The organism is Terriglobia bacterium (assembly GCA_020073185.1).
Classification (GTDB): domain Bacteria; phylum Acidobacteriota; class Terriglobia; order Terriglobales; family Acidobacteriaceae; genus JAIQGF01.
In genome coordinates, this window is record JAIQFT010000004.1 from 81,298 (window position 1) to 105,730 (window position 24,433).

The 24,433-nt window shown below is 62.4% G+C and carries 18 protein-coding genes; 9 read left to right on the forward strand and 9 right to left on the reverse strand.

What is annotated here, in order from left to right; all coding sequences use genetic code 11:
* Window positions 1-41 precede the first annotated feature (41 nt).
* Together nusA and LAN64_02070 are read right to left on the reverse strand one after the other, a co-directional pair.
* Window positions 42-1,604 carry a transcription termination factor NusA gene (gene nusA, locus LAN64_02065; protein ID MBZ5566614.1) on the reverse strand — a complete coding sequence of 521 codons (1,563 nt, stop codon included), beginning with the start codon at window positions 1,602-1,604 and terminating at the stop codon, window positions 42-44.
* 99 nt (window positions 1,605-1,703) lie between these two features.
* Window positions 1,704-2,174 carry a ribosome maturation factor RimP gene (locus tag LAN64_02070; protein ID MBZ5566615.1) on the reverse strand — a complete coding sequence of 157 codons (471 nt, stop codon included), beginning with the start codon at window positions 2,172-2,174 and terminating at the stop codon, window positions 1,704-1,706.
* A gap of 492 nt (window positions 2,175-2,666) precedes the next feature.
* Between LAN64_02070 and argC the strand changes: the two genes are divergently transcribed.
* From argC to argJ, 5 genes are read left to right on the forward strand one after another with little or no spacing between them, the layout of a single operon-like run.
* Entirely contained in the window at window positions 2,667-3,791 is a 1,125-nt protein-coding gene (gene argC, locus LAN64_02075) for an N-acetyl-gamma-glutamyl-phosphate reductase (GenBank protein MBZ5566616.1), read from the forward strand.
* A complete protein-coding gene (gene argB / locus LAN64_02080; protein ID MBZ5566617.1) occupies window positions 3,788-4,561 on the forward strand; it encodes an acetylglutamate kinase in 774 nt (257 codons plus the stop codon). Before argC ends, argB begins: the two co-directional genes overlap by 4 nt.
* The gene (locus tag LAN64_02085; GenBank protein ID MBZ5566618.1) at window positions 4,558-5,802 is read left to right on the forward strand and encodes an aspartate aminotransferase family protein; all 1,245 of its coding nucleotides are present in this window, start codon (window positions 4,558-4,560) and stop codon (window positions 5,800-5,802) included. The genes argB and LAN64_02085 overlap by 4 nt, the downstream gene beginning before the upstream one ends.
* Complete coding sequence (locus LAN64_02090; GenBank protein ID MBZ5566619.1) at window positions 5,802-6,386, forward strand: N-acetyltransferase; 585 nt, start codon at window positions 5,802-5,804, stop codon at window positions 6,384-6,386. Before LAN64_02085 ends, LAN64_02090 begins: the two co-directional genes overlap by 1 nt.
* Window positions 6,383-7,561, forward strand: a complete 1,179-nt coding sequence (gene argJ, locus LAN64_02095) for a bifunctional glutamate N-acetyltransferase/amino-acid acetyltransferase ArgJ (protein MBZ5566620.1) — start codon at window positions 6,383-6,385, stop codon at window positions 7,559-7,561. Before LAN64_02090 ends, argJ begins: the two co-directional genes overlap by 4 nt.
* 155 nt (window positions 7,562-7,716) lie before the next feature.
* Here argJ and LAN64_02100 read toward each other — a convergent pair whose 3' ends face one another.
* The 4 genes from LAN64_02100 to LAN64_02115 all read right to left on the reverse strand — a co-directional run bounded on the left by LAN64_02100 (window position 7,717) and on the right by LAN64_02115 (window position 15,340).
* Entirely contained in the window at window positions 7,717-8,319 is a 603-nt protein-coding gene (locus LAN64_02100) for a hypothetical protein (GenBank protein MBZ5566621.1), read from the reverse strand.
* Window positions 8,320-8,828: 509 nt separating this feature from the next.
* Window positions 8,829-10,901, reverse strand: coding sequence for a VWA domain-containing protein (locus tag LAN64_02105; GenBank protein MBZ5566622.1), 2,073 nt, complete (start codon window positions 10,899-10,901; stop codon window positions 8,829-8,831).
* A 241-nt stretch (window positions 10,902-11,142) separates the two neighbouring features.
* Complete coding sequence (locus LAN64_02110) at window positions 11,143-14,460, reverse strand: TonB-dependent receptor (GenBank protein ID MBZ5566623.1); 3,318 nt, start codon at window positions 14,458-14,460, stop codon at window positions 11,143-11,145.
* 175 nt (window positions 14,461-14,635) lie between these two features.
* Window positions 14,636-15,340 carry a DUF5666 domain-containing protein gene (locus tag LAN64_02115; protein ID MBZ5566624.1) on the reverse strand — a complete coding sequence of 235 codons (705 nt, stop codon included), beginning with the start codon at window positions 15,338-15,340 and terminating at the stop codon, window positions 14,636-14,638.
* A 166-nt stretch (window positions 15,341-15,506) separates the two neighbouring features.
* Here LAN64_02115 and LAN64_02120 point away from each other — a divergent pair, with 166 nt between their 5' ends.
* The 3 genes from LAN64_02120 to LAN64_02130 all read left to right on the forward strand — a co-directional run bounded on the left by LAN64_02120 (window position 15,507) and on the right by LAN64_02130 (window position 20,208).
* Complete coding sequence (locus LAN64_02120) at window positions 15,507-17,741, forward strand: carbohydrate binding family 9 domain-containing protein (protein ID MBZ5566625.1); 2,235 nt, start codon at window positions 15,507-15,509, stop codon at window positions 17,739-17,741.
* A 127-nt stretch (window positions 17,742-17,868) separates the two neighbouring features.
* Window positions 17,869-19,101 (forward strand): anion transporter, encoded by a 1,233-nt coding sequence (locus LAN64_02125; protein MBZ5566626.1) that lies wholly within the window; start codon window positions 17,869-17,871, stop codon window positions 19,099-19,101.
* Window positions 19,102-19,203: 102 nt separating this feature from the next.
* Complete coding sequence (locus LAN64_02130) at window positions 19,204-20,208, forward strand: zinc-dependent alcohol dehydrogenase family protein (GenBank protein MBZ5566627.1); 1,005 nt, start codon at window positions 19,204-19,206, stop codon at window positions 20,206-20,208.
* Window positions 20,209-20,218: 10 nt separating this feature from the next.
* On the opposite strand, the gene LAN64_02135 is transcribed toward LAN64_02130, so the two are convergent.
* Entirely contained in the window at window positions 20,219-20,908 is a 690-nt protein-coding gene (locus LAN64_02135) for a DUF169 domain-containing protein (GenBank protein MBZ5566628.1), read from the reverse strand.
* A gap of 293 nt (window positions 20,909-21,201) precedes the next feature.
* Window positions 21,202-22,149 (reverse strand): ketopantoate reductase family protein, encoded by a 948-nt coding sequence (locus LAN64_02140; GenBank protein MBZ5566629.1) that lies wholly within the window; start codon window positions 22,147-22,149, stop codon window positions 21,202-21,204.
* A gap of 561 nt (window positions 22,150-22,710) precedes the next feature.
* On the opposite strand from LAN64_02140, the gene LAN64_02145 reads away from it, so the two are divergent.
* The gene (locus tag LAN64_02145; GenBank protein MBZ5566630.1) at window positions 22,711-24,027 is read left to right on the forward strand and encodes an aspartate aminotransferase family protein; all 1,317 of its coding nucleotides are present in this window, start codon (window positions 22,711-22,713) and stop codon (window positions 24,025-24,027) included.
* A gap of 111 nt (window positions 24,028-24,138) precedes the next feature.
* On the opposite strand, the gene LAN64_02150 is transcribed toward LAN64_02145, so the two are convergent.
* The coding region (locus tag LAN64_02150; protein MBZ5566631.1) for a universal stress protein at window positions 24,139-24,433 on the reverse strand (295 nt) is incomplete at its 5' end.

The window sequence follows — 24,433 nt, forward strand, 5'->3', positions numbered from 1 at the left end:
CCATTCTGCGAACGACTAACGACGACCGGCTAACGATGCTGCTACTGCTCTTCCTTCCGAATCCCGTCTTCCTCGTGCTGTTTGTCCTGCGTCGTGCCTTCGGCTTCGTCGGCGGGCGCCGCGAGCTCGGTCCCGCTGACAACTCCCGATTCCAGGTTCTGGCCTTCTTTCTCCGGTGCGCTGGCGGTTTGCGTCGTGTCGGAAACCTGCGGCACGCCCTCGCTGTCACCGGACTCGCCGGCCGAATCAGGAATTGCACCCGGCTCGGCATCCACTGGCTGGTCTTCGGCAACGTCGAAGGCCGGGGCGGCCGACGTGGCTTCCCCGCCTTCCAGGCTGGAGAAATAATTATTGACCGCAATGCTGATTTTTTCCACCGTCTTGGGGCCGATGCCGGGTATGGCTTCCAGTTGCTCGGGGGTCATGTCGGCCAGTTGCTCGACCGTGGTGACCCCGGCGGCGGTCAGCTTCTCGACTAGGCCCTCGCCCAGATCGGGCACGCTGGCCAGCGGCGTAGCCTGGCTGCTGACCAGTGCGGACATCTGCTGCTCGACCTCCTGCCGCTTCTCTTCCTCGCTCTTGATGTCGATTTTCCAGCCCATCAACTTGGCGGCGAGACGCACGTTCTGGCCCTTCTTGCCGATGGCAAGCGAAAGCTGGCTGTCGTCGACAATGACTTCCAGGTGCTTCTCGGAGGAATCGAGGATGCTGACGCGGCTGACCTTGGCGGGCTGCAGCGCCTTCTCGGCGAAGGTGACCGCGTCCTCGTGCCACTCGATGATGTCGATTTTTTCACCGCGCAGTTCGCGAATGATGGATTGCACGCGCATGCCCTTCATGCCGACGCAGGCGCCGACCGCGTCCACGTCCTTGTCCTTGGACATGACGGCGATCTTGGTGCGCTCGCCGGCTTCGCGGGCGATGGCGCGGATGACCACCGTGCCGTCATAGATTTCCGGCACTTCGGTCTGGAACAGGTGCTGCACCAGCTTCGGCGCGGCCCGCGAGACGATGACCTGCGGGCCCTTGGCGGCTTTTTCTACCCGCGTGATCACCACCCGCACGCGCTCGCTGGGAGCAAAGGATTCCAGCCGCGACTGTTCCTTGCGCGGCATGCGGGCTTCGGTCTTGCCCACGTCAAAGATCAGGTCCGGACCCTCAATGCGCTTGACGGTGGCGTTGACGACCTCATCGACGCGGCCGATGTACTCGTTGTAAACCGTGTCGCGCTCGGCCTCGCGTACTTTCTGGAAGATCACTTGCTTGGCGAGTTGCGCCGCGATGCGCCCGAGCACATCGGTGGCCTTCGGGATGCGTAGTTCGCCGCCGACTTCGGCGCTGGCATCAAGGCGGCGGGCCTCGTCAATCGTGATTTGGTTGGTCGGATCTTCGATCTGGTCGCGGCCTTCTACTACCTGCTTGACCACGAACGCCCGGATCTGGCCGGACTCCTTGTCCAACTCGGCGCGCAGGTTTTCCTGCGTCTTATAGTACTTGCGGGTGGCGACAACGATCGCGTCTTCTACGGCGCTGACCACAATCTGCGGATCAATGCCCTTTTCGCGGCTGAGTGCGTCAATCGTGTTGTAAAGCTCGCTCGCCATAAAACATCCTGTCGTTCGTCGTTGGTCGGTGGCCAGAAAAGCCCGGTTGATCGAAGCCGCCTGCGACCAACGACTAGCGACTAACGACCAACGACCTCTTCAAAACTCGGGGACCAGGTTGGCCCGTTCGACGTTGCCCAAATCGATCTCGACCGTGTGGGCCGGAATTTTCCCGCTGCCGACTTCCAGCGCGACGCGTCCAGCCTGCAGGCCCTGCAACCGGCCCTCGAAGTGACGGCTGCCCTCCACCGGCTGGCGCGTGATCAGGCGAACCCGGCTGCCGGCGAAACGCTCGAAATCCGAGGGCTTCATCAGCTTGCGATCCAGCCCAGGCGAGCTGACCTCGAGCGTATACGACCCGCCCGGAACCGCGTCCTCGACATCCAGGATGGTGCCCACCTCGCGGCTGACGAAGGCGCAATCCTCGTGGGTGACACCGCCCGGCTTGTCAATGAACAGCCGGAGCAGGCGCGCCTTGCCGCCGCCCCGGAACTCGACATCCACCAGTTCGAGACCTTGGGATGCGGTGACGCGCTCGGCAATTTGCCGCACGTGCTCGTCGATCGCCATTCTCCTGCTCTGCCCTGGCGCGGTGCGGACAGCTCAAATAAAAAGTGGGCTCACGCCCACTGGATATCGTCGCCGAAGCTGTCCGACACAGCAGTCGCTCCTAAGTATACGCCTCGACAGGAAAAAGACCAAGACTCGGCGGGCATTCCAAACTGCGGCCTCCAAGCTAGGATGCGGCAGGCCGCGGGGAGGATTCAGGATTCAGGCTTCAGGCGCAAGGCACAAGGCGAAAAGGGACAAGACTGAGCCGGGCACATCGGCGCAAGTCCTGGAAGTCGGCAATGCAACTCTCGTCCCAAGGGACATTGCGGCGCTGAGATCGACCTTTCTTCTACGTGTCTCCGCGGTGGGCACAATGGCGCGTGCGGCGTTCGCGTGCCGAGCGAGCACCCGAAGCCAGAAGCCTGATTTTAGGGTTGACACCGTCCGCCTATAATGCATAAATATTCATTGGATGCATAATTATTCTTCCGCGAAGTTGCCCGCTTGCTCATGAGCGCAGAATTACAATCCGCCGTGGTCGGCGCGACCGGGTACTCCGGACAGGAGCTGACCCGCATCCTGTTCCAGCACCCGCGCATGAAGCCGCCGCTGCTGCTGTCGCGCGAGACCGACGACGGCAACGCGCCCGGCGAAATCATTTCTCCGGTGGACGGCACCGCCGTGCCCATCCACCCGTTCTCCTGGCGGCTGTTGCACCAGCGCGGGGTTGACCTGCTGTATCTGGCCACGCCGCACGAAGTCTCGCGCGAGTGGGTACCGCAAGCCATCGCGCGCGGGCTGCGCGTCATTGACCTGAGCGGCGCGTGGCGACTGCGCACGCACCAGTATGCCGCCGCGTACGGTTTCAAGGACATCGGCTCGCCTGCGTCCGACGCGCTGATGGAAAAGGCGCTCTACGGTTTGCCGGAACTGTGCCGCAACCGGCTGCCGGATGCGCAACTGGTTGCCAACCCGGGCTGCTATCCGACCTCGGCGATCCTGGCGCTGGCGCCGCTGCTGCAGGCCGGCTTGCTCGACGTGGAGCACGGCGTGGTGTGCGATGCCAAGTCCGGGGTGTCGGGCGCGGGCAAGTCGCCAACCCCGCAAACCCATTTCGTCGAGACCGCGGAGAATTTCCGGGCGTACTCGGCGTTCACCCATCGCCACACCGGCGAGATCCTGGAGCAGTTGCAACTGGCGCCCGCGCAGTTGGCGTTCAGTACGCACCTGCTGCCCATCCGGCGTGGGATTTTGTCGAGCATCTATGCCCACCTGCAACGCCCGGTCACGGCGTCGGAATTGGAAGAACTGATCCGCGACTTCTACGCGCGCAGCCCGTTCGTGCGCATTTTCGCGCCGCCGCGCCTGCCCGAGGTGCAACACTCGCAGCACTCGAACTTCTGCGATATCGGTTGGGTACTGGCGCCCGACGGCAAGCGGCTGATGCTGGTGTCGTGTCTGGACAACCTGATCAAGGGCGCGGCCGGCCAGGCGGTGCAGAACATGAACCTGATGTACGGCTGGGACGAGCGCGAGGGACTGGTGCCCGTGCCGGCGACGCGCAGCCGCTTCCCGCGCGCGGCCTACGTTTCGGCGGCCACGCAGGCCAGCTATGCCGCCGGAGCGATCCATTGAGGCTGGTGATCAAAATCGGGGGCGCGTTGCTGGACGACGCCACGCTGGTGGAGCGTTGCGCGCGCTGCATTCTCGAACTGGTTGCAGGCGGAGACCAGGTGGCCGTGGTGCACGGGGGCGGCATCGCTCTGACGCGGATGCTGGAACGGCTCGGCAAGCAGAGCGAATTCGTGGGTGGATTGCGCGTCACCGATGCGGAAACGCGCGACACGGCGCTGATGGTGCTCGCCGGCGGCATCAACAAGAAGTTGGTTGGGGCGCTGGGCAAGCTGGGCCAGCCGGCGATCGGCATCTGCGGCGGCGACGGTCTCAGCTTCCGCGCGCGCAAGCGCGTCAACGGCGGCGCGGACCTGGGATATGTCGGAGAGATTTCCTCGGTCGATCCGCGCTGGCTGCACGCCATCTGGACCGCCGGCGCGGTGCCGGTGATCGCCAGCCTGGCGCTCGGACAGGACGGCGAGTACTACAACATTAATGCCGACCAGATGGCGGCGGCGTGCGCGGTGGCGTGCCAGGCCGAGCGGCTCGCGTTCCTCACCGATGTGAACGGCGTGTGGGACGCATACCGCTGCGTCATTCGTGTGCTGCCGGCGAAAAATATCGCGGTGCTGCGGGAAGCGGGGATCATCCACGGCGGCATGCTGCCCAAGCTGGAAGCATGCGAGCGCGCTCTGGCCGGCGGCGTCGGGTCGGTCCACATTTTGCCGGGCGTCGAGATGGAAGCGCTCACGCGGAGTGAAATCCGAGTAGGAACGGAGTTGGTATCGTGAATCTCGAGGCGGTGGCGCAGGCGGAAGCCAGACTTCTGCTGCCCACCTACGACCGCAAGCGGGTGCTGTTTCGCCGCGGCCAGGGCTGCTATCTGTGGGACGACTGTGGCCGCCGCTATCTCGACTGGCTGAGCGGGATCGGCGTGTGCGCGCTCGGCTACAACCATCCCGCGATTGTGGCGGCGATTCGCAAGCAGGCGCCCCGCCTGGTGCACATTTCCAACCTCTTCTATCACGATTACCAGAGCGCGCTGGCGGAGCGGCTGACCAAGCTCTCCGGGCTGGAGCGCGCATTTTTCTGCAACAGCGGCAGCGAGGCGATCGAGGGCTCGATCAAGCTGGCGCGGGCCTACGCGCGTTTGCACGGCAAGAACGGAAGCAAACCGGCGTGGCGGATTCTCGCCATGGAGAATTCGTTTCACGGACGCACCGCCGGCGCGCTGGCGGCGACGGCGACGAAAAAATATCGCGAGCCGTTCGAACCGCTGCTGCCGGGCGTGCGCTTTGTGAAGTTCAACAGCGTCGCCGACCTGGAAAAGAAATTTGACGGCAGTGTGTGCGCCGTTCTCCTTGAGCCGGTGCAGGGCGAGGGCGGGATCAATCCGGTGACGCCGGAATTTTTCGCCGCCGCGCGCAGGCTTGCCGATAAGCACGGCGCGCTGCTGATCGCCGACGAGATTCAGTGCGGGCTGGGGCGGACGGGCGACTACTTCGCGTTTCAGAAGTTCGGCGTCATGCCGGATGTGCTGGCGCTGGCCAAGCCGCTGGCGTCCGGACTGCCGCTGGGCGCGATCCTGACCCGCGAGCACGTGGCAGCGGCGATGAAGCCCGGGCTGCACGGCACCACCTTCGGCGGCGGGCCGCTGGCGTGCGCCGTGGCCATAACTTTTATCGATACTTTGCGGCGCCAGAAGCTGCTGTCGAACGTGCGCCGCGTGGGCAAGTATTTTCGCGAGAAGCTGGACGCGCTGAAGGCGAAACATCCGTCGGTGGCGGAAGCGCGCGGTATCGGCCTGATGCTGGCGCTGCAACTGAGTGTCCCCGGCAAGGACGTGGTGGATGCGGCGCTGGCGCAGGGCCTGATCATCAACTGCACTCACGACACTGTGCTGCGTTTCCTGCCGCCGTTCATCATCAACGAAAAGCAGGTGGATGAAGGCGTGAAGCTGCTCGACCGCGCACTGAGCGAAGTCGAATCGAAGGTGAAGTCGCAACCTGCGGCGGTGGCACAGAAACCCTGATGGCATTCGGCAAAGGAAACATTCGGACCCGCAAAGCGACCCTGCCGGACGCGCCGGCGATCCACGCGCTGATCGAGGCATACGCGGGCTCGGGCATCCTGCTGGCGCGCACGATGGGCGACATTTGCGAAAACGTGCGCGACTTTACCGTGGTCGAGCAGAAGGGCAACGTGATCGGCTGCGGCGCGCTGCATCTTTATGGGCAGCACCTGGCGGAGGTGCGCTCGATCGCCGTCGCGCGGGCTGCGCAGGGACAGGGCGCGGGAAGCAAATTGGTGTCCGCGCTGCTGCAGGAGGCGCGCCAGCATCGGGTCGCGCAGGTGTGCCTGTTCACGCGCTCGCCGCAATATTTCGGGCGGCTCGGATTTGTCGAGGTACCGCACGCCGTGCTGCCCGACAAAATTTTCAAGGACTGCCGCAACTGTCCGATGTTCACCCGCTGTGACGAAACCGCGATGATCCACGCCGGCGCGGAGGCGCGTGCCGAGGCTTCCGAGAGCACGTGCGAAGTTGACCTCGTACTGCGTCCAGAGCGTCAGTCGGCCATCGCCACCCTGGTGCAGATCGGCCGCGCTGAATCATGAGGCTCGCCTCGGAAATCCTCGTTCCGCGGGGATTTGAATTTTCCGCTACCACCGCCGGCATCAAGGTTTCGGGATCGCCCGACCTGGCGCTGGCGCTCGCACCCAGCGGCGCCAACGCGGCGGCGATGTTCACCACCAACCGCGTGGTCGCTGTCCCCTTGCAATGCGGACGAGAACACCTGCGCCAGACTGGCGGGCGCGTGCGCGCGGTGGTGGTCAATTCCGGAAACGCAAATTGCGCCACCGGCGAAGCGGGCCGGCGCGCGTGCGACCAGGTGTGCCGCGCCGCCGCCAAGGCGATTGGCTGCGCACCAGAGGAAATCTTCCCGGCTTCGACGGGCATTATCGGCGTGCCGTTGCCGGCCGAAAAACTGGTCAGCGCCATACCACGACTGTTCGCCGCTCGTTCAGCCACCGTCGCCGGGGCAGAAAACTTCGCGCGCGCCATCATGACCACCGACACGCGCATGAAGACCGCCTCCGCTCGCTTCGGAAAGGCCACGTTGTTGGGCGCGTGCAAGGGCGCGGGAATGATTCATCCGCGGCTGGCAACCATGCTGGTGTACCTGTTCACCGATGCCGAGGCCGCTCCGCGCGAATTGGACCTACTGCTGCACGACGCGGTGCACGTCACCTTCAACCGCATCAATGTCGATACCGACACCTCGACCAACGACACCGTGCTGCTGCTGGCGAGTGGAGCGGCCGGCCCGACCAAGCGCAAGGATTTTGCCGCGGCGCTGCAGGCGGTCTGCGAGTCATTGGCGAAACAGATCGTCGCCGACGGCGAAGGCGTGAAGCACGTGGTGAACTTGCGCATCGATGGCGCGCGTTCGGACGCCGAGGCGTCGCAGGTGGCGAAGGCGATCGCGAATTCCATGCTGGTGAAGACGGCCTGGGCGGGCGCCGACCCTAACTGGGGACGCGTGCTGGCCGCAGTCGGCTACTCCGGGGTGGCGATTGATCCGGCGAAGGTGGACATTTTCTTCGGGAAACACCGCGTCTGCCGCAAGGGCGTGGCCGTGCGGTTCGACGAAAATATGCTGCACACCTATCTCAACCAGCCGGTGGTCGATGTTCGCGTCACATTGGGCCGCGGAAGAGTGGGCGCGACGTTCTGGACCTGCGACCTGACCAGCGAATACGTGCGCATCAATGCGGACTACCACACTTAAGATGGTTGGAAATCATTGAAGCTGCCAGAGACCGAACCCGCAGGGCTCCAGAACCTAGCCCGGCACGTCAGTGCCGGGAAAGCTCAGACAATATCTCAGAGTCCCGCAGGGACGACACGAATGCCCTAACGTGCGATAGGGCGATTTCACAACATCTATTGCTTTGACGGCTGTTGGGATGCTGACTTGACGCGCCGCAAGTGGACAAATGCCGCCCCGTCCTCCTTCGTCGTGATCTCAATTACAAAGGCGGAGTCCTCGATGTTGAAGAAGATCTGCTGCTTGTTTTCCGCGCCGAGATTGATCTGCTGTAAGCCAACTGTTAGGACTGCCCATTTCTGGTTAATTAAGGAACTGACTTTGTCCGGATTCTTCGGCGGTTCAGCAACAATAGACAGTCGGGAGAACAGTTCTTTTGCCAGCCGGACGGCATCTCCGTACAGCATTGGCCGCACATGAGCGTTGATCGAATCAACCTTGTTCTTAGAAAAACCAATTTCGTACCACGTACTGTCGGCCTTCGGTGTCTTCTCTTCCACGACCCCAACTTCTCTGTCCGGTGCTGGCAAGTCTTCTTTCTCCAACGTGTAGTCCACAGCAAGACCTACCAACACTTCGTTCTTGTCCATCCCAAGGTTGAGTAGCTCAACGCGAATCGGTTTAATCACGGCTGGCCGCGATTGAGCCGATGCCGAAAAGCTACCGACGGCTAGGACGACTATGATGATAATAAGCGGGATTCTGCCCAGACCAGTCATGACTGCCTCCACAAATGTATTGTTTCATCGGGGAACGCATTATGCGCCGATCTGATTGGTGTGAACAGGGCTGATCGTAACCGATCTCGAATCGGAACTCCCGGTGTGTCACTCTGCCGGAAGCGGGGTAATGAATGCTATGCTCGCTCGTAGGAGGGCGCACATATGCCAACGCAAGCGCCAACGATGGCGGATGAGGTTAGAAAGCTGGCTCGTGACCGTTACGTGGCTCCCGCGCGCACTGCTGGTAACCCCACAGTTGAGATAAACGTCGGAGCAGTCCACAAGGCGATGGGCTACAAGGATAGAATTCCACTTGTAGCAACGGCACTTTCGGCTATGAGGTTTAGGAAAGAAAATAGGCTTACCCTGGTGCGGACTGACGGGCCGGGACAAAGCACTACAACGACGTTTGTCTTCGCTCTAAATTGACGATAACGCCGATATCGTAAATTATTTTTTTTGCAGGGGATGTGATGCAACTCCAGCAGCCTAAATCACGGTGGAGGCTACTCCCCGCCCGCCGTTGCCGCTGCCTTCGCTGCTTCGCCCTTCACCAGCAGCGCCAGTCTCGGAAAAGCAAATGTCCCCGCCGCGTCGTCAATCACCGTTACCTGGCAGGTGTACAGCCCCGGCTTTAGCTGGTTGAGCGGCACGTCGAACTGGAACACCGCCGCTTTGCGTTCGGGCGCGCTGAGTTGGCGCGCTTCCACCAGCGGCGTCTCGAAGGCCTTCACCTTGCCCTGGAAAAACTGAATGCTGGTGAGCAGGCGGATCTGCTTCGACTTATCGGCGGCGCGCGTGTCTTTCACCGGCTCATACACTTCGTAATAGAAATAGAGGTGCTGGCCGGGCGAGAAGACGTGCAGCACGTTGGGAATCAACTCTGCGCCATCTTTCGCCAGAACGTTGTCCGATTTGCGCTTGCCGGCGTTTTGAATCTGCGTGCCCATCACCACCGAGCTGAGCTTGATGGGAACTTTTTCTTTCTTGTAATCCGGAATGACGACGTCGGTCTCAAACGAGCCCAGCCGTCCGCTCTGGTTTTCGCGTAGTACAAACTTCAGGTGGAACTTGCCCGGCGGCAAAGTGAATCCGGCCTGATACTGCACGTTCTTGCGGCGCACCTGCTGCGATTCGTCGAGGTTCAGCTTGACCGTGTCGCGCACGTTGCCCACGGGGCGTTGCAGTTCGTCGCGCACCACGCCGATGATGTCGAGCGAGGCCTTGTCCTTGTCGCCGGCTTGCGTAAACGGAATTTCCGAACCGGGCACCACCAGCGAAACCGGCACGTAGAAGCGATCTTGGCTTAGCCGGAAGTACGCCGCCGAGAGGAACACGTCGAGATCTGTCGAGGAGAGCTCGGAACTGAGTTCATCCACCAGTTGTTGCTCGCGGTCGTCCTTGTTGGAGTGGGCGAAATCTCGCGGCGCGTAGTAGCCCTTGCGAAATTCGATTTTGATGTTCGGCGCCGAGGTCCTGACGGTGATCTTGCGGAAGTGGCCGTCGCGCGCGGGATTGGTGCTGCGGTAGCCGAGCACGTAATACGCCGAAGTGTCTTCCTGCACTTTCTTGAAGACGGCATTGAAGTCGTTGGAATCGAGAAAGGCGCGCCCGCCGGTATCGGCCGCCAGCGTGACCAGCGTCTCCTGGCTGGAAAAGTTGGAATCAAACGCGTTGCGCACCGACGCGCCCGAATACGGAGAGGTGCCGCGCAGGCTGGCCTGCTGCGCTTCGCCGCCGGGGATGATCGCCTGCAGGCCGCGCATGTCCATGGGGTAAATGGCGACGTTGCTGCGCACGGCGCGATTGATGGCATTGCGCAACTGCGACTGGTTCTCGATCCCGGTCTTGTCCATGCCGCTGCTGAAATAGATGACCGATTTCTTCTGCTCGATGCGCGCCAGCGATTCGGCCAGCGACTGCAGCGCTTCCAAACGCCGGTCGGTGTTGAAGATGTTGTACTCGGTGTCGTCGGGCGTGAAGGGTTGCGCGGTATCGGCGGTGCCTTCGGTATCGCCAGTCATTCCAGCATCGAATCCCCCGCTGCTCGATGGGTTCAGCCGCGCCAGGGCCTTGTTCAATAAGTCATGGTCCGATGTAAGGTCCTGGTTGACCTGCAGCGAGGTTGACAGCGACATCACGGCGACCATGTCCGCGGGCGTCATCTGCCGGTCCACGAATTTCTGCCCCGCCTGCACCGCCCGCTCGATCTCTTCCGGCTGCATCGAGGTGACATCGAAGAAAAGCACCATGATGCGGCGGTCGCGGAATTCGAGTTTGTCGGTGGGCTTGACCGCGGGCACGGTTGGCCCGGTGTGCGGCGCCACCAGCACCGCCTGCGCGGGCTGCGGCACGGCCTGCGTCTCGGCCTGCTCGAAGTCGAAGCTGGCGATACGCTGCGGCTTGCCGTCTTCCAGCACGGTGAAATCTTCCTTCTTCAGGCCGCGCACGATGTCGCCGTTCTTGTCGCGAGCCACCACGTTCACCAGCACCACGTCGGTTTCGACGCGGAAGCGGTACAACGCGCCGCTCTGCTGTTGGGCGGGCAGCGAAGGCGCGAGCATGGCCGCGATCAGCATAACAACTGCAATTCGGGATGTGCGCTCTTGAACCAATTCTCTCGCCTCTCGGGTGGCGCTGGGCTTCAGCCCGGCGGTTGTTTAGCCCCTGGAGTACATCGGGACAGGTACCTCAGCGGCTAAAGCCGAGCCGTGCCAAACCCTTTCTGCAGGGCTAAAGCCCTGCTCCACCCGTTCGCTAAATCCCCGCTCCACCCACTCGCGCCCAATCGCAAATCCCAAATCACTCAATCACAAATATCTAGAACCGATACCTCGCCAGAACTTGCATTTTCCTCATGCCGCCCACGCCGACTACCCGCCCGAAGGTCGGCGAATTCACGATCGCATCAATGGTCGTGAACTGCGGCGCGTTAAACACGTTGGTGGCTTGCAGGCGCACTTCCAGGCCCTTGGTGTCGCCCATGGTAAACGTCTTGGCGATGGCCATATTCATGGAGAACGTGTGCGGTCCTTCAATCGTGTTGCGCCCCGCGTTGCCGAAACTTCCCGCCGCCGGAGTGGTAAACGCGGCGGTATTGAACCACTCCGCGACCGTGGGATCAGGCATTGAAATCGGCTGGCCGGTAACATTGGCGCGCAGCGTGCCATTGACCCCGCTGGCGACATCGCTGAAGCTGCCCAGCACGCGCGCGGTGAACGGCAACCCGGTGGCGAAGCTCAGATTACCGCTCCACTGCCAGTCGCCGAAGATGCGCGACGCCAGCGTGGTGGTCGAAAGCCAGCGTTTGTTGGTGCCAAACGGAAACTCGTAAACGTAATCCGCGGTCAGCCGATGTCGCTGATCGAAGCTGGAGAGCCCGCGCTCGGCGGCGAGATCGAGATCGTTCTGCGCCACCACCACGGCCCCGCCGCCGATCGACGACGCGTTATCAATCGACTTCGAATACGTGTAGCTGCCGCCAATCGACAGGCCGCTAGACATCCGCTTGCGCAGGCGAACCGTGCCGCCGTGCATGATTGAATCCGCGTCCGAAGTCTCCCACAGAAACGGCTGCACGCCCGCGATGCGCAACCCGCCCCCCGGCAGGCGGTTGGGCGCCCGCAGCATGTCGAGGTGCGTACCCTTGCTCCCGTTGTAGTCCAGATTCAGCACCATGGTGCGCGTCAGTTCGCGCTGGATGTCGAGGTTCCAGATCTGCACGTACCCCAAGCGGTAGTTGCGTGCCACGCCGTAATTGTTGGTGGTGGCATTGGGCGGCACGCCGCTGAACGCGTTCTGCAGCAGGAGCGGGCTGGTCACGGTGCCGATGTTGGTCTGCGTGACATCGAACGGCGGCTGGAACGACAGGTTCTGCACCATGGCGGCGTACTGCGTGGTGTTGTAGTTGATGCCGTAACCGGCGCGCACCACCGTCTTGGTCATCGGCTTCCAGGCGATGCCGAGGCGCGGCGCCAGATTGTTGCGATCGGGATTGACCAGCGTCGCCGGAAACGCCCCGCTGTACGGTCCTACCGCGGTGCAGGCGCCGAACGTGGCCGCGCACACCGGCGCCGCGGCGACAAACCCGGGCGCCACGTCGAGGTTGGCGAGTTGATGATTTTCTTCCGTAAACGGCGACACGTATTCATATCGCAAGCCGACATTAATCGTCAGGTTGCCTCGCACGCGCCAATCATCCTGGACGAAGAGGTCCCAGGAATTCGCCGCGAAGTGGTAGTCGTTGACGCCGTATTGGACCGACGCCTGTTGCGGCAGGCCCAGCAGGAAGTCGGCAAGATCGAAGCCCGTCCCCGGTACCGCAACGCCATTGACGTATTGCGCGGTGTACAGGCCGGTGAAGATGAAACTGCCGCGCGCGTTCTTGTCGGTCCGCGGGTTCTGGTGAATGCGCCGGAAATCGCCGCCCCAGCGCACGTTGTGCTTGCCGTGGCGCCAGATCGCCGAATCGGAGAGCGACCAGGTGCTGTCGCGGCGCGCCAGCGGAGTGATGTCGTTCACGCCGACGAAATTGGTGAATGAGAGCCCCGGCAAGCCCCAATCAAACGGATTTCGCGACACGCCGGTAATTCCCGCCTGGGCCGCGATGTTCTCCACCCCGGCGTAGAGGTTGTTAGTGGAGAAATTGCGGCGGTTGAAATCGAAACGCAGGATGTTGGTCAGGCGGCCTTTGCCGTAAATCCAGCCCACCGGCACGTCGAGTGCGCTCGACTTGGAACGTCCGCCGATCGTCGGCAGCGGATTGTTCTGCACCGCGTCGGAACGCTGCCAGTGGATTCCGAAGTTCAGGTTATTGCGCGGCCCGCGGGCTCCGCGCCCGCCGCCGCCTGGTCCCATCATGAAGGGCCCTCCCGAAGCTCCGAAATTGTGGATCAGGCGCAGATTCACATTGTCATTACTGTTCGCGGTGGAGGTGACGTAATGAAAATTCTGGAAATCGCCGGGCTCGTTGGGCAGCGGAATGAACTTGAGCAGCGCTTGCGCGGCGGAATTGATGACGGGCACCTGATTGTTGGGCAACGGCAGGTGCGTCACCGGGTCGAAAATCTGCACCGGGGCGCCGTTGCGCGTGGTCACGCCGGAAAAATCACCGGCGCGTTCCGCCGGCGTGGGTACGGTGGAGAAGACGTCGTAAGGATTGTCCGAGCGGTTGCCAAAATAATTGAGGAAGAAAAACGTCTTGGTCCCGCCGTCGTAGATGTGCGGAATCTTCAACGGCCCGCCCAGGGTACCGCCGAATCGTTGCTGCAGGTAATCCGGCTTGACCGTGGGCTGACCGGTCAGCGAGTACGGCTTGGCATCGAACACGCCATCGCTGGCGGAGTAGAACAGCGCGCCGTGCGGCTTGTTGAAGTTGAATCCGCGCCGCCCACCGAGGCGAATGATTTGCCCGCCGCCGGGACCTCCAAATCCGCCCGGTCCTCCGCCGGGACCGCCCATGCCGGGAGCCCCGCCCGGTCCGCCCATCAGGATCGGACCTCCTTCGCCGCGGGCCGCGCGTTCGCGCATTTCCTGGATGCGTTCGCGCAACTGCTCATCGTTGCCGCCGAACATCATCTCGTTGGTCTGCGCGGCGTTGTTGGAGGACGCAATTGCCACCGACTCGGTGGCCGTATCCGGATTCAGCGCCTGCGACGGCATCCCGCTCAGGTCGGTGGCATTGCCGATGTTGCCCTCACCGCCGGCTTGCTCCATGGCGGAGGCCGGATCCGCCGCCAACGAAAGATTCTGGAATCCGCGTGTTGCCAAGCCTGCGACCTGCTGCTGCGTTTGGCGCTGCTGCCGCTGCTCTTCGGCCTGCGCGCGCGACTGCAACATCATTTCCAGGTCGGCGCGCGGATGACAGTTCGCCGCGTTCACCACCAATTCCTTGGTCACGGGCGCGAAACCGGCAAGCTCGCCCCGGATCACGTATCGGCCATTGGACGGCGCCACCAGAATGTAGGCGCCGCTCACATCGGTTGACGTGGCTGCCTTCTTGCCGGTAAGCGAATTGGAGGCCGAGATGGAAACGCCGGGCAGGGGAACGCCGCCGGCAAGGACGCGTCCCGCCAGATCGCAGTTAGCGGGCGCCTGCGCCAAGGCGGACGCTGTCGCCAACAACACCAGCGCGCCCACTTGTGCAAGCCCCCGGGCCGGAGACGCGGACCACACAGTTTGGCGCCATCGTAGTGGTCGCCGAATGTTTGGAAAAAACTTCATCGGTGAAACAGCAGACTTGTGTACTAACCCGAAGGTAAGCGATTCGGCTGCGTTCGCGGCGTAAAAAGTAGGTAAAGTTTTGTCAATTCAGTTAGTTCGGCGGCGGCTGATGGGGCGGCGTTTGCCCACGCTGGCCTTCGCCCGGACCCATCATCATCATCCGCATCTCGCCGACGTTGAGCATGGTCGGCACGAATACCCCGGCCGAATTCACCGCGCCTCGGCCAAACACCTTGTCGCCGGCCTTGATATCGGGCAGCGTGATGCTCTCGCGCCCCTTGCGGAACGACGTATTCTCGTCCACCTGGATGGTCTGCGTCTCGCCGTCCACGCGCGCGATGGTCAGCTTGGTGCCATCAATCGCCTTTACCTCGCCGGCGATGAACTGCTTGCCCATGCCCTCGCGCAGCGCCTGCATGTTGCCTTGGCCCATGCCTTGCCGTGACCCGACGAAGCGCGCCGTCCACGTGTCAGTGCCCGCCGGTTCGCCGCCGACCATGACCACATCTCCGGGCTTGAAGTCCGCCAGCTTCGCCGGCTGCCGATCCTTGCTGAAGCGCGTATCGGCGGTGACCTTCACGGTCACCGTCTTGCCGTCCATGGTTTTCACGGTAAACCCATCGGGCTTGATCTCGGCGATGGCGCCGGCCACGCCCTGGCGCATGCCGCGGCCCTCACGACGCGGTTGAGTTTCCGGCCTGGCGGGCTTGTCGTTGTTGGCCGGTTGATCGCCGGATTGCGCGGCGCACCATAGCGGCGTGACCAGCAGGAGGAGCACGGTGAATCTGCGTTTCATGAAAACCTCTCGTTTCGGGCGGGTATCCGAGCAGCATACCGACGACCGAAAACCGACAACCGATCACCCTGTATGTAGACTCTCGCCCCTGTAAAAAGTTTTTACGGCGCGGGCAAAATACTGCGCTCGCGTGCAGGGCTGCTGTATTCTTTCCGGTCGTTTCATCATGATTCGTCCCTCGCTGGTTGCCCTCACCGTCGCGCTGGTGTCACTTGCCGTGGTACCGGTTCACGCCGGCGCCCAATTGGCCGGTAACTCCGAGAGCTACAAAATCCGCGTGCGCCGCATCAACGGCGCCCACATCAAGATTGACGGCAAGCTCGACGAGCCCATCTGGGCGACCCTGGAGCCAATCACCAACTTCACGCAAACCTCGCCCACCGAAGGCGCGCCCGTCAGCCGGCACACCGAGGCGCGCATTTTTTACGACGACAACAACATCTACTTCGGCTTCCGCTTTGAGGACGATCCCGCCAGAATCAACTACCACTTCGTGGCCCGCGACGTCTCCAGCGGCTCCGACTCCGCCGACATTCTGCTCGACACTTTCCACGACCGCCGCACCGGCTATTTCTTCAGCGTCACCGCCGCCGGCGTGCAGTTTGACGGCACCTTCGACGAATCGCGCGGCGGCCAGGGCTTCGGCACCATCGACCTGACCTGGGACGGCATCTGGTCCAGCGCGGTCTCGCGCGAATCGTGGGGGTGGTCGGCGGAGGTGATGATTCCCTTCAAGTCCATCCGCATCGCGCAGGCGTCTTCGCAGGAGTGGGGCATCAACCTGGGACGCGAGCGGCTGCGCGATAACGAGTTCGCCTTCTGGGTGCCGGTGCCGCGCTTCGAAGGGTTCATGAAGCCATCGCGCGCCGGCGTGTTGACAGGATTGGAGGATATTCACGTCGGACGCAATCTCGAACTCGTGCCTTTCGCCGGCGGCGCCGACCGCACCGACGGGCGCCAGCCGCAACTCAACAAGTTCACGTTCAACGGAGGCCTCAACGCGCGTTACGGCCTTAAGCAAAACCTGACCGCCAACCTCGCCCTCAATCCCGATTTCGGTGAAACCGAGGCCGACCAGTTCACCTCCGAGGTCTCGCGCTTTGAAATCTTCTTCCCCGAGAAGCGCCAGTTCTTCACCGAGGGGGCCAACTACTTCCAGACTCCGCTGCAACTGTTCTTCTCGCGGCGCATTGGGGCGCCCATGCCGGACGGCGAACCGCAGCGCATTCTCGAAGGTGGCAAGATCACCGGCAAATCGGGCGCGTGGACCATCGGCGCGCTCGAGGCGCTCACCCAGGCCCAGGATTACGTGGATCCCGCAACCCAGACCTTGCAGCAAGCGCCGGGAACCTTTTACGGCGTGCTCCGCCTGCAACACGATCTGCTCCAGAAATCCGCGTTCGGCTTCATGACCGTGAACCGCCGGCAGCAGGCGGGCAGTATCGGACAGAACGAGAGCACGCACGCGGTGGACCTGAGCATTCTCTCCGGGCAGCACATCCGCTGGGTTTCGCAGGCCATGGTCAACACCAACGACGCCCATCCCGGCGTGGACGCGCAGCACTTGGGATGGACCTCGGAGTTCATCTACGACTCCGACCGCTTCACCTACGACACGGGCGGCAAGTTCCTGGGGGACAAGACCGACCTCAGCCACACCGGCTTCGAGCCCGAGGTGGACCGCTGGATCGGCTGGGAGAACGTGACCTGGAAGCCGTTCATCAATCGCTATGGCGTCCGCCAGCTCTTCTTCAATTTGAATTACGACGAAAGCAACGGCACTCATGGCGAACTGGAGGATTCCAATGCCTATTTCGATTTCAAAGCCCAGTTCAAGAATTTTTGGCAGGCGCACTTTCGCGGCTCCTATGACCGCACGCGCTTTTTCATCTTCACTCCCGACTTCCTGCGGCTGGCCAATACCCGCGATTATTCGGAGCCCATCTACCTCGTGGAACTTTCCTCGAACCAAAGCCGGCGCGTGTACTTCGATTTGCTGTTCCAGACCCAGAAGATGGTGCAGTTTAACGAGAACTTTTACGGCTCGATGAAGGGGCTGCAACTGCAGTCCACGGCCCGCCTGGGCCGCCACTTGCGTTGGGAGCTCAACGCCATCCACATTGACGAGCACCTGCTGGACGGCCGCCATTTCCAGTACCGTCGCTTCTTCATCTCGCGCCTGACCTACCAGTTCACCACCAAGGCGCGCGCCCGCGTGTTCGCGCAATATGCCAAAGATCGCCACGGCAACGATCTCAGCATCAACTCGCTTTTCGCCTACGATTTCACCGCCCGCAGCGCGCTCTATGTCGGCTACAACCGCCAGCGCCGCGCGCCGTTCGCCGTCACCGACCTCGGCAACCAGGTGTTCGTGAAACTCTCCTATCTGTTCGCGTTCTAGCCCGGCGGCGGGTAGTTCGTCGCTGATGGCTGGTTCAGAAGCCGGGCTACCAGCTACCCACCACCAGCTTCCAATCGCAAATCCCCAATCCCAAATCACAAATCGCTTGCTATCCTGTGTTTCCCACATGCACCACGCCTTCTCGGACGCGCAATTCATCGCCGGATACCTGATCTTCCTCGCCAGCTACCTGGTGTTCGCCATCGGCAAATTTCCCGGCTGGAAAATCGACCGGCCCGGAATGGCAATCATCGGCGCCGTGCTGATGTTCGCCTTCCGCATTCTTGGTCCCGGCGACGCGCTGCACTACATCAACCTCGCCACCATCGTGCTGCTGTTCTCGATGATGCTCATCGTCGGGAACCTGCACCTGGCGGGCTTCTTCGACCGCGTTGCTGAGTTGGCGGTCGCCCGCATGGGACGCCGCCATCTGCTGCCGGCCGTCATCTTCACCAGCGGAATCCTATCCGCGTTTTTTGTGAACGACATCATTTGCCTGGTTATGGTGCCGTTCGTGCTGACCGTTACGCGCCGCATGAATGTTCCGCCGGTACGTTACTTGCTTGCGGTCGCGACCGCGTCGAACATCGGTAGCGTGGCTACCATAACCGGCAATCCGCAGAACATTCTCATCGGATCGTTCTCCGGAATTTCTTACCGCTCGTTCATCGCGCATCTCGGCCCGATCGCCATCATTGGCCTGCTGCTCGATTGGCTGGTGCTTCACATGCTCGGCGATGGTGAACGCGCAAACGCCGGCGGAGGTGTTGTAGTGGAAATCACGCACGAACCCGCGCGCTCGCTTGGCAAACCCGTTCTCGTGACCGCCGGCGTGCTCATCTGCTTCATCGCCGGAGCGCCGCCCGCGCTGGTGGCGGCCGTCGGTGCGGCTATCCTGCTTATCACCCGCTCGCTGGAGCCGCGCCTGGTTTACGACGAGGTAGACTGGGGACTGCTGGTATTTTTCGTCGGGCTGTTTCTCATCGTCGGCGGCGCCGAGCGCGTGGGGCTTACGACGCTGCTGCTGGAAGTGACCCAGCGCTGGAATCTGCACAATGCCGGCCTGCTGACCGTGGTCACCGCGGCACTGTCCAACATCGTGAGCAACGTGCCCGCCGTCATGCTGCTGAAATCCCTCGCCCCAGGACTTCAGAATCCCCACCACGCCTGGCTCGTGCTCGCCATGGCCAGCACGCTGGCCGGCAACCTCACCATCACCGGCTCCATCGCCAACATCATCGTGGTCGAGCGTTCGCGTCCGGCGGTGCACATCGGCTTCTGGGACTACTTCCGCGTCGGATTGCCGGTCACCGTAGCCACGCTGCTGTTTGGCTGGCTGTGGCTAAGCTGGCTGCCGTGACGAGTAGTCGGTCCGAGGGACAGGATCAAGTTCGCGGCCGGTCAAATGCCGACTTGCCAGCTTAACTGCCAGCTACTCGCTTTTGTTACACTCCCGCTCATGATGCGCGCCATGGTGCTCGATCGACCGCTTCCCGCCGAGCAGAACCCGCTCCAACTGCGCGAGCTTCCCGTGCCCGAGCCGCGCACCGGCGAGATTCGCGTGCGCGTGCGCTGCTGCGGGGTGTGCCGCACCGACCTCCACATCGTGGAGGGCGATCTGAAACTGCCGAAGCTGCCCCTGGTTCCCGGCCACCAAGTTGTGGGAGTGGTGGACGCGACCGGTCCCGAGGCAAAGCTCTTCCGCGAGGGTGATCGCGTCGGCGTTCCCTGGCTGTATTCCACCGATGGAGATTGCCCGTACTGCCGCCGTGGCCAGGAAAATCTCTGCGACAATGCGCACTTCACCGGCTTTCACGTCGATGGCGGTTATGCCGAGGCGGTAATCGTTCGCCAGGATTTCGCTTACTCCATTCCTCCGCAATTCGACGACGAGCACGCCGCGCCCCTGCTCTGCGCCGGCGTGATCGGCTGCCGTTCCTTGCGGCTGACCAATGTGCGTCCCGGAGAGCGGCTCGGGATGTATGGCTTCGGAGGTTCGGCGCACATCGTGCTGCAAATCGCGCGCCATCTCGGATGCGAGGTGCTGGTATTCACCCGCGGCGCGGCGCATCGCCAGTTGGCGATCAAGCTCGGCGCCTCCTGGGTTGGAACGGCGGAAGAACCCCCGCCCGCGGCACTCGATTCCGCGATTATCTTTGCTCCCGCCGGTTCGCTCGTTCCCGAGGCCTTGCGCCACCTTCGTAAGGGTGGGACAGTGGCGCTCGCGGGTATCTCCATGAGCCAGATTCCGGCGATGAATTACGATCTGCTCTACCACGAACACGTGCTGCGCTCCGCCGCCAACAGCACGCGCGACGATGTGCGCGACTGCCTGCGTCTGGCCGCCGAGGTGCCGGTGAAAACCGAGGTGCAGTCGTTCCCGCTCCAGCAGGCGAATCAGGCACTGCAGGCGCTGAAACACAGCCGCATCGACGGCGCCGCCGTGCTGCGCATTTCCGAAGACTGAAGCCTGACGCCTATCTCAGCAGCTCCGCCTTGCGCCGGCGATGGTAGTCGTTCAACTGCCGATTAGCTTCGACGATCGTGTCCAGTTCGCCGGCGATTTTTTCCATGTCGGCGCCCGGAACCATGACGTAAAGCTCGTCGTCGGCAAGATCGGTATAGACGCGATTGCCCACGCACCCGCTGGACGCGGTGATGCCGCCCGACAGAGCCGCGGGAATCGCCATGCACGTCGGCCGCGCGAACAGCGACGGCTGCGTCTTTACGCCGGCGCGCGCGGCGGCTTCCTGCAGCAGCATCAGCCTGCCCGGCTTGCCGACCAGGATGACGACTTCGGGCGCAAACGTCGCATCGCCGAGCGGCGCATAGGCCAGGTACGACGGTGAGGCAGCCAGGCGCGCGATCATGGGCACGTCCTCAGGCCGGATGTACCCGATCGAGGTCATGAACTGCACGGTCGTTCCCAGTTCGGCTTCGCGCTCCGGCGGCAACGGGATGTTGTGCGTGTAGCACCCGATGGCGCAGTTGTAATGGTCGCTGGCCGCGGTGTAGAACGACCGGCCGTCGGCGGCCATCCGCCAAAAGCTGCAGCCCGAGGGCACGCTGCCGGAAAATTTCGTCATGTCCGCGGGCGGTTGCTGCGCGGACATGACCGCCACCGGACGGCGGCTCAGGCCCAGGGCCTGCTTGAAGAGCGATTCCAAGGATGAGTAGCGCGTCATAACTTGAAGCAAGATGTTACGCACTCCGCTCCGGATGCACCAAAACGCACGTTGGACAAGCCTTCCCGCTTCACATACACTGCGCACAAACGATTCTATGCGTCTTGTTCCTCTGGAGAATCCTCTGCGGAAGTGCTTCCTGCACCAGTGGTTGGTGAGCTACATCATATTGTCGGGTGGGCGCGGCAACAATGGCGTCGAGCTGGTGCTCGGTCATGAGGGCGCGACGCGGTCGAGCTTGGCGGTGTCATTGGGGTACGGCATGGGTTCCACATTCAGGTCCGTTGCGTGGCTTTCTTGCGCTTTTCCTGCCACGAAAGTTCGAGACTCCTGATCAGGCGCCACATGGAGGAGTGCAGCGGCGCGCTGACGCCGGCGCGCCCGGCTTCGCGCGCGATGGCGCCGCACAGGTAATCCACCTCCGTCGGCAGTTCGTGGTCCACGTCGAACAGCATGGACGTGGGATGGTTTGTCGGCGCGCCGATCTTGTTCATTTCCCACGGATCTTCGTGCAGCGGGACGCCGCACGCCGCCGCCACGCGCTTGCCCTCATCAATCAGGTCGCGCAGCAGGTGGCCGAGCGCATCGGGCGAACGCTGGTCGGCAAATTCGGGCGAGTGCGGCAAACGCGTGAGCGCGGAGACAGCGTTAACCGATGCATTGAAAATCAGCTTGGACCACTGTGCGGGGCGCGCGTCTTCCAGCGCCACCGCCTTCAGGCCGCCGGCGACAATCAGGCCGGCGGATTCTTTCACCAGCGAAAACGGTGTGGCGCAGGGCTCGAATGGGCCCAGCCAGGTGTATTGGTCGAGTTCGAATTCGACGTCGCAATCGCTGTGGCGGGTGCCGCTCATGAAAGTGGTGCCGCGGATGACGAACCCGCGCGTGAGTTCCGCCAGCACTTCTTCGCTGCCCAGGCCGTTCTGCGCAGAGATGACGGCGGCGCGATCGCAGAGGCGCGCCACCGGAGCAAACGCCTGGCGCGTGTGCGTGGCCTTGGTGGCGACGATGGCGAGATCGAACTCGGGAAGTTGCTGCGGGTCGCCAGTGGCGCGGACGTGCGCCACGAAGCTGTCATAGCCGGTGACGCGAATGCCGCGGTCATTGAGGACGCGCGCATGCTCCTCGCGGCGCACCAGCGCCCACACTTCGGCGACGCGCGCCAGGTGCGCGGCGTAGAGCGAGCCGATGGCGCCACAGCCGACGATGAGAACTTTTTTCATCGCGCGATCGCGTGATCGGGTCCTGCGAAGAGTCGTCCTCACAGAGCCCTTGGGGAACGGACACCGAGTGAGTTCGATTGTCAGATCGCTGTTGGAGGCGATCTGACAGGCCCACAGACCGCCGGAGACTCACCTTGAAGGTGTAACAGAAAAAGGGGACCGCTCAAAGCTAGGATTCTCGTAGTTGAAGCCGTGCGGAATTTGGGGGCAGGTCATGACCACCGAGCAAACATTGTATCCCCGTCGCCACCCCTCGATAATTCAACCGCCTCGACCACGTTGACTTTTGTGACAACAAAAATGCTGCGTCATATCGCCCTCTAAGATTACCTTCGCAGTACATACTCCAACTTCTCGGCAACCGTGAGTTACCGCCGGGATACCGTGCGTATGTTATTGACTCTGCATTGATGGAGGGGGTGGCTCACAACAGTAACGAGCCGGAGGCATTACTAAATTGGTTATCAAGCCGGGACCGAGCGCCAAAAGCCAACCGCCAATGGCCAAAGGCTATTCCCAGTGCTATATTTCCCGGTTTGCGAATTGCGCTGCGAGGCACACATGACTCGAGACGAAATCATTGCCAAATACAAACAGTACCTCTTTCCGTCGGTCACCACTTACTTCACCGATCCGCTGGTCACCGATCACGCCTCCATGCAGTACTTGTGGGACACCGAGGGCAACAAGTACCTGGACTTCTTTGGTGGCATCGTGACCATCTCCGTAGGACACGCCAACCCGCGCGTCACCTCCAAGATCAAGGCGCAGATTGACAAGCTGCAGCATGCCTCGACCGTGCTGCCCAACGAAGCCATCGTCGTTCTGGCGGAGAAGCTGGCGCAGATCGCTCCGGGCGAGATCAGCAAATCCTATTTCACCAACAGCGGCACGGAGGCGAATGAAACCGCCGTGCAGGCCGCGCGCACCCACACCGGGCGGTTCGAAATTATTGCGCTGCGCCACGGCTACAGCGGGCGTTCGCAGACGGCGCAGTCGCTCACCGGCATCCAGAGCTGGCGCGCGTCGCTGCCGGGCGCATTCGGCGTGGTGCACGCCATCAATCCGTACTGCTACCGCTGCCCCTTTGGTCTCAGCTATCCCGATTGCGGGGTCAAATGCGCGCAAGACGTGGAGAACGTGATCCAGACCTCAACTTCGGGCGCGATCGCGGGTTTCTTTGCCGAGCCCATCCAGGGACTCGGCGGATTCATCACCCCTCCGCCGGAGTATTTCAAGATCGTATTCAACATCGTGAAGAGGTACGGCGGCGACTTCATCAGCGACGAAGTCCAGACTGGCTGGGGCCGCACCGGTAAGAAATGGTTTGGCATCGAGCACTGGGAGGTCACTCCCGACATCATTACCGCCGCCAAGGGGCTGGGCAACGGCGTGCCCATCGGCCTGACCATGACCCGATCGGATATCGCCGGCAGTTTCAAGGGACTGCAAATCTCCACCTTCGGCGGCAATCCGGTTACCTCGGTCGCGGCCAAGGCGGTGATTGACGTGATCGAGGAAGATCGCCTGATGGACAACGCCCACACCGTCGGCAAGCATTTCCGCGAGGGGCTGGAAGGCCTAAAGGACAAATACGATCTCATCGGCGACGTGCGCGGCATGGGCCTGATGCAGGCCCTCGAACTGGTGAAAGACCGCAAGAGCAAGGAACCGGCGGCGGCGGAAGTCAACCGGGTGCTGGAGGAGGCGCGCCGCGCCGGCCTGATCATCGGCAAAGGCGGGCTTTATGGCAACGTGATCCGCATGTCGCCGCCGCTGAACATCAGCAAGGCGGACGTGGATGAGGCAATCCACATGCTGGATCAGGCGTTCGCCGCGGTCACTGCCGCGCAGCCGGCGACGGCGGCAACGAGGTGAACAAGCTTTTAGCTTTTAGCTTTTAGCTTTTAGCCAAGAACGAGACGGCCACGCCCGAACCTGTGGCCGGTTTCTCGCGGCGCTTTTTCCCTGGCCGGCAGCTAACAACAGCTAAGAGCTAAGAGCTGGTGTTGTCGCTCCGAGACTTTTCGGACGGATCATGGGGATGGCATAGCGCACGATCATCACCGGGCAGGAAGCGTGGCGCACCACCTGCGACAGCAGTGACCCCAGGCCCGGCGCCAGCATGACGAGATCGGCGGATTCCCTCTCCGTCAACATCAGCGTGACCTGCTCCACCGAACCGATTTCGAGCACGCGCTCCACTCCGGGCTGATCGGGCACGATTTTCTTCATCCACGCGCCGACCGCGTCACTCCGCATCCGGTCATCGCCCGGGCGCAGA